The organism is Sulfitobacter sp. 1A13679 (assembly GCF_043557115.1).
Classification (GTDB): domain Bacteria; phylum Pseudomonadota; class Alphaproteobacteria; order Rhodobacterales; family Rhodobacteraceae; genus Sulfitobacter; species Sulfitobacter faviae.
The window spans coordinates 155545-161862 of sequence record NZ_JBIFFO010000008.1; the positions used below are offsets into that span (position 1 = coordinate 155545).

General features: G+C 59.8%; 3 protein-coding genes and 1 tRNA gene. All 4 read left to right on the forward strand.

What is annotated here, in order from left to right; translation table 11 throughout:
- Positions 1-19 precede the first annotated feature (19 nt).
- The 4 genes from ACGYLA_RS08675 (at position 20) to ACGYLA_RS08690 (ending at position 5540) form a co-directional block, all read left to right on the forward strand.
- Positions 20-565, forward strand: coding sequence for a cold shock domain-containing protein (locus ACGYLA_RS08675; RefSeq protein ID WP_394431882.1), 546 nt, complete (start codon positions 20-22; stop codon positions 563-565).
- A gap of 23 nt (positions 566-588) precedes the next feature.
- On the forward strand, positions 589-1047 hold the full coding sequence (locus ACGYLA_RS08680; RefSeq protein ID WP_394431884.1) for a DUF192 domain-containing protein: 459 nt from the start codon (positions 589-591) through the stop codon (positions 1045-1047).
- A gap of 77 nt (positions 1048-1124) precedes the next feature.
- Positions 1125-1201 (forward strand) — tRNA-Pro (locus ACGYLA_RS08685).
- A gap of 694 nt (positions 1202-1895) precedes the next feature.
- Positions 1896-5540: a vitamin B12-dependent ribonucleotide reductase gene (locus ACGYLA_RS08690; RefSeq protein ID WP_394431886.1), complete on the forward strand. Its 3645-nt coding sequence runs from the start codon at positions 1896-1898 to the stop codon at positions 5538-5540.
- The last annotated feature ends 778 nt before the right edge of the window (positions 5541-6318 follow it).

Genomic DNA, 6318 nt, shown 5'->3' on the forward strand with positions numbered 1-6318 from the left:
TCCGACGGCGCGATACCCGATGAAAGATGTGTCAGAGACCCAAGCGGAAACAGCAGCGATAGACGACCCTCTCGAAGGGGTGGTCAAATGGTTCGATCCGGTCAAGGGCTTCGGCTTTGTGGTCGCGGATGCGGGCGGGGCTGACATCCTGCTGCACGTTAATGTCCTGCGCAATTTCGGCCAAAGCTCTGTCGCGGATGGAGCGCGGGTGGCGGTGCGGGTGCAACAGACCGAGCGCGGCGCGCAGGCGGTCGAAGTGCTTTCCGTCGAGGCGCCCAGTGAATTGCCCGCCGCCGTGGTGGAATTCGCCGGTTTCGATCCTGAGCAACTGGCCACCGCCGAATTTGAGCCCGCCCGTGTCAAATGGTTCGACAAGGCCAAGGGATTCGGGTTTGCAAATGTCTTTGGCTGCGCGGAAGATGTGTTTTTGCATATCGACGTGCTACGCCAATCCGGACTTTGTGATTTGCAACCGGGCGAAGCACTTGCCATGCGTGTGATTGTTGGCGATCGGGGCCATCTGGCGGCGGAGGTAAGCTCATGGGACGCGGTGATAGACGGCTAAAGGTCAGGCGACTGGCAAGGCATATGGCAGGGGCGGCACTGGCTGCTCTGCTGCTGACCGGCGCGGCGGTGGCCGAGGTTTGCCGTATCGATTCCGTGGCGCTCCGCGGGGAGTGGGGGAAGGCCCGCTTCTCTGTCGAAGTGGCCGATGACACGGCGGAACGCGCCAAGGGGCTGATGCATCGGCGTTCGCTGCCCCTGAGCGCGGGCATGCTCTTTATCTACGAAAGACCTCAGCCCCTGAATTTCTGGATGCGCAACACGTTGATCCCGCTGGACTTGCTGTTCATAGACGAAAGGGGTGTGGTGCAGAAGATCCACCACTCCGCCAAACCGCTTGACGAAACACCGATCCCGGGCGGCGACGATTTGCTGTCGGTGCTGGAGATCAACGGCGGCCTGTCGAAACGCCTTGGGATCACCGAAGGCAGCGAAATCCGCCATCCGGCCTTTGCCGGGAACGCTCCGGCTTGGCCCTGCTAAAGACTTCGCGGATTTTCCAATTTTAAGGTCAATCGGGGCTTTTCAATTGGCGGGCTTATGGCTAAAGAAGCCCCAGTCGGAGCGTGGCGCAGCCTGGTAGCGCACCTGTTTTGGGTACAGGGGGTCGGAGGTTCGAATCCTCTCGCTCCGACCATTTTCTTCCAACATCGCTGGTGTAGCGCTTCCCGCTTTGGTTGAGGTGCGCCCGTTGTCCTATCCTCATTCTGCACAAGATATAGTAGCTGCCGCCGCCGCATTGGCAGTTTGCGCCTGTGCGCGCCGGGAACGTGATGATTCTGCCGCGGTTTTAGACGCGGACATCGGGCAGAGGGCTTGGGCCGGGTGATCGTGGCACAGAGCCCACTTTCGGCGGCCTGTCGCGCGGCGGGCGGTCTTGGGCTGTGGATGAATACAACCAATCTCTCAAACACCTCCGCTAACCCGGCCCCTGCAATGGATTATTTCAAAGCCGCCCACCAATCGGACTTGCGGGTATCTTTGGGGATATCCTGAGGCTGAATCACTGGGGTAGTGCGCGGGGCAAATCGGGGGGCTTCGGTCAACTCCCCGCCCCGAAATAATTCCGAAAAAAACCGTTGACCAAATAGTGCGATCTACGTCAGTTTGTGGGGATCAAGTAAAGCGCCACAATATGTTGTGGTTAACGCAACGGGGCGCTTGGGCGGCGGGGACAGAGTATAGAGCCAGCGTTTTAATCGGTTTCGGGCCGCTTGCGTCAGCAGGTGGCGCGGGGAAGCTTTGTTCAAACTGCCAGCACATAGGGGTGAGACGGCCTGCCGTGGGCAGGTCGGCTCAGGATTTTGAGAGTTTGAAAAAGGGCAGCGACGATGAAGATTGAACGGAATTTCACCAAGGCCGGGCAGGATGCCTATGCGGATTTGGACTTTGTCACCACGGTGTCAGAGATCCGCAACCCTGACGGTTCGGTGGTGTTCAAGCTCGACAACGTCGAAGTGCCCAAATCCTGGAGCCAGGTCGCCAGCGACGTGATCGCACAGAAGTATTTCCGCAAGGCGGGCGTGCCCAGCAAGACCCGCAAGGTCAAGGAAAAGGACGTGCCTGAGTTCCTGTGGCGTTCTGAGCCCGCCGAAGGGGCCGAGATGGGCGGGGAGACCTCCTCCAAGCAGGTCTTCGACCGTCTGGCGGGCGCTTGGGCCTACTGGGGCTGGAAAGGCGGCTATTTCACCACCGAGGAAGACGCCCGCGCCTATTACGACGAGATGCGCCACATGCTCGCCAGCCAGCGCGCGGCCCCGAACAGCCCGCAGTGGTTCAACACCGGTCTGCACTGGGCCTATGGCATCGACGGCCCGGCGCAGGGGCATTACTACGTCGACTACAAAACCGGTAAGCTGACCCGGTCGAAATCCTCCTATGAGCACCCGCAGCCGCATGCCTGCTTCATCCAGTCTGTGGGCGACGATCTGGTGGGCGATGGCGGCATCATGGACCTCTGGGTTCGCGAGGCACGTCTGTTCAAATACGGCTCGGGCACGGGCACCAACTTTTCATCGCTCCGCGGAGAGGGCGAGAAGCTGTCGGGCGGCGGCAAGTCGTCGGGTTTGATGGGGTTCCTCAAGATCGGGGACCGCGCCGCTGGCGCCATCAAATCCGGCGGCACCACCCGCCGCGCGGCCAAGATGGTGATCGTCGACGCCGACCATCCCGATATCGAGGATTTCATCAACTGGAAGGTGCTCGAAGAGCAGAAGGTGGCCTCCATCGTCGCCGGCTCCAAGATGCACGAGCAGAAGCTCAACCTTTTGTTCGACGCGATCAAGGCATGGGACGGGGCCGAGGCGGATGCCTATGACCCGGCCAAGAACGCCGCGCTGAAACAGGCGATCCGCGAGGCCAAGAAGGTCGCGATCCCCGAAACTTACGTCAAACGCGTGCTGGACTATGCCAAGCAGGGCCACACCGGCATCGAGTTCCCGACCTATGACACCGACTGGGATAGCGAGGCCTACAACTCCGTCTCCGGCCAGAACTCCAACAACTCGATCCGCGTCACCAACGCCTTCCTGAAGGCCGTGGAGAAGGATGCCGACTGGGAGTTGATCAGCCGCACCGAGAGCCGGGTGGTCAAGACCGTCCGCGCCCGTGACCTGTGGGATCAGGTCGGCCATGCCGCATGGGCCTGCGCCGATCCGGGCATCCAGTACCACGACACCGTGAACGACTGGCACACTTGCCCCGAAGACGGCGCGATCCGCGGCTCGAACCCCTGTTCGGAGTACATGTTCCTCGACGACACGGCCTGCAACTTGGCCTCGATGAACCTGCTGACCTTCCTTCAGGACGGGGTCTTTCAGGTCGAGGACTACATGCATGCCGCGCGGCTCTGGACCGTGACACTGGAAATCAGCGTGATGATGGCGCAGTTCCCCTCCAAGGAAATCGCGCAGCGGTCTTATGACTTCCGCACGCTGGGTCTGGGCTATGCCAATATCGGCGGCTTGCTGATGAACATGGGCTATTCCTATGACAGCGACGAAGGCCGCGCTTTGGGCGGTGCCCTGACCGCGATCATGACCGGCGTGGCCTATGCGACCTCCGCTGAGATGGCGGGCGAATTGGGCGCTTTCCCTGGCTATGCCAAGAACGCCGAGCACATGCTGCGCATCATCCGCAACCACCGCACCGCGGCCTATGGGGAAGCGGACGGCTACGAGAAGCTGTCGGTCAAGCCGGTGCCGCTGGATCACGCCAACTGCCCGCAGGCAGGGTTGGTCGACATCGCCAAATCCTGCTGGGACGAGGCGCTGAAACTGGGCGAAGCGCATGGCTACCGCAACGCGCAAACTTCGGTCATTGCGCCCACCGGCACCATCGGTCTGGTCATGGACTGCGACACGACGGGCATCGAGCCCGACTTCGCGCTGGTGAAGTTCAAGAAGCTCGCCGGGGGTGGATACTTCAAAATCATCAACCAATCCGTGCCTGCCGCGCTGGAAAAACTTGGCTACGGGTCGGCTCAGATCGAAGAGATCGTCAGCTATGCCGTCGGCCACGGCACCATCGGCAATGCGCCCGCGATCAACCACACCACGCTGGCAGGGCACGGCTTTGGCGCCAATGAATTGGCCAAGATCGACGCCGCGCTGAAACAGGCTTTCGACATCCGCTTTGTCTTCAACCAATGGACGCTAGGCGAAGCCTTCTGCACGCAGGTGCTGGGCATTCCGACCGAAAAGCTGAAAGACCCGACCTTCGATCTGCTCCGCTCCCTCGGTTTCAGCAAGGCCGATATCGAAGCGGCCAATGACCACGTCTGCGGGACCATGACGCTCGAAGGCGCGCCGCATCTGCGCGAGGAGCATTACGACATCTTCGACTGTGCCAACCCCTGCGGCAAGAAGGGCAAGCGTTACCTGTCGGTCAACAGCCACATCCACATGATGGCAGCGGCGCAGAGCTTTATCTCGGGGGCGATTTCCAAGACGATCAACATGCCGAATGACGCGACGATTGAGGATTGCCAGAAGGCTTATGAACTCAGCTGGTCCTTGGGCATCAAGGCCAACGCGCTCTACCGCGATGGCTCGAAGCTGAGCCAGCCCTTGGCCGCCGCACTCGTCGAGGACGACGAGGACGCCGCCGAGACGCTGGAAAGTGGCAACACCCATGAGAAGGCCGCCGTACTGGCCGAGAAGATCGTTGAGAAGGTGATCGTTAGAGAGATCATCAAATCGCATCGCGAGAAGATGCCGCAGCGCCGCAAGGGCTATACCCAGAAGGCCAACGTCGGCGGTCACAAGGTCTACCTGCGCACCGGCGAATATGAGGATGGCAAGCTCGGCGAGATCTTCATCGACATGCACAAGGAAGGTGCGGGCTTCCGGGCGATGATGAACAACTTCGCCATCGCGGTCTCGGTCGGTCTGCAATACGGCGTGCCGCTGGAGGAATTCGTTGACGCCTTCACCTTCACCAAGTTCGAACCGGCGGGCATGGTGCAGGGCAACGACAGCATCAAGCAGGCGACCTCGATCCTCGACTATGTGTTCCGTGAATTGGCGGTGAGCTACCTCGACCGCACCGATCTGGCGCATGTGAAGCCCGAGGGCGCGACCTTTGACGATCTGGGCCGGGGCGAGGAAGAGAACCTCTCGAACGTCAGCGAGTTGAGCGAGGGGGCCGCGAATAAGTCCTTGGAAGTGCTCAAGCAAATCAGCTCCACCGGCTATCTGCGCAACCGCCTTCCGCAAGAGTTGGTGGTGCTGCAAGGCGGGCAGGGCGTCGAGCCGAGCACCGCATACGCGCCCCAAGTGAGCGGCGGCGACGTGGCGGTCGCGGTGCAACCCTCGGCCTCCGTCAGCACTGGCGCGGTCAGCCTCGATGCGCGGGCCAAAGCCAAGATGCAGGGCTATGAGGGCGAAGCCTGCGGTGAATGCGGCAACTACACATTGGTTCGCAACGGCACCTGTATGAAGTGCAACACCTGCGGCGGCACCTCGGGTTGTAGCTGACTAGCCAAGAAAGGAGTATTGATATGCCAAGCATATAAAGCCCATTTGCGAATGTTTGACGCCCATACACAAACACATTAGCGCCCACCCAGTGGTAAGCTAATGAATAATATGAGGAAGGTAGCCAATCCCAGTTGATTTGGCTTCCTTCAGCGTTTCATTCACATTTTGTAGGCTCGACTGCTTTAGGCATCTCGTAAGAGCGCAGCATGGCGATAGGTATCTGATCGTTAAGGCCAGGTTCTCCGCCTCTAGTCGGCACCGGCGCTCATTGGGCTCAGATCCCAGAAACTTACTTCGCAATCCGCGCCGATATCGCAATGGTGACCAGATTCCATCGTTTGAGGCTGCGAAAGATTCTCTGCGGTCCCTCAGCCCGGATTTCGACAAGCAAGGGACGAAAAATTACAGGCCGAGCTCAAAGAGCGTGAATCGGGAGTTGTCTTTGTGCTGCCTGCTGAAATTCTGCGCGGTCGATCAATAATATTGGAGGCCTTCCCGAACGACCGTCTCAAGCAGTGTACGACCTGTTTACATCTTAAGCTGACTGATCAGCCGGTCCCGCCGACGACGGTCTTTTCGAAGCCGATTCTCGACCCCGGTCCCCGAATGTGTAACGTCCGGTCCAGACCTGCCCTTGGTTTCGATAACTCGCGCTGCACTGCAGCATTGCAAGAGCAGACATTGGTTGGAAGTGATACTGTTGATTGTCACTGAGAACTGACCCGGTAGCCCCATAAATTGTCACTGAGAATTGACCCATGTGAACACACTTCCC

Bases quoted from the DNA above. Each gene is read 5' to 3' on its own strand.
- ACGYLA_RS08675 (WP_394431882.1), top strand. From the start codon at position 20: ATGAAAGATGTGTCAGAGACCCAAGCGGAAACAGCAGCGATAGACGAC.
- ACGYLA_RS08680 (WP_394431884.1), top strand. From the start codon at position 589: ATGGCAGGGGCGGCACTGGCTGCTCTGCTGCTGACCGGCGCGGCGGTG.
- ACGYLA_RS08690 (WP_394431886.1), top strand. From the start codon at position 1,896: ATGAAGATTGAACGGAATTTCACCAAGGCCGGGCAGGATGCCTATGCG.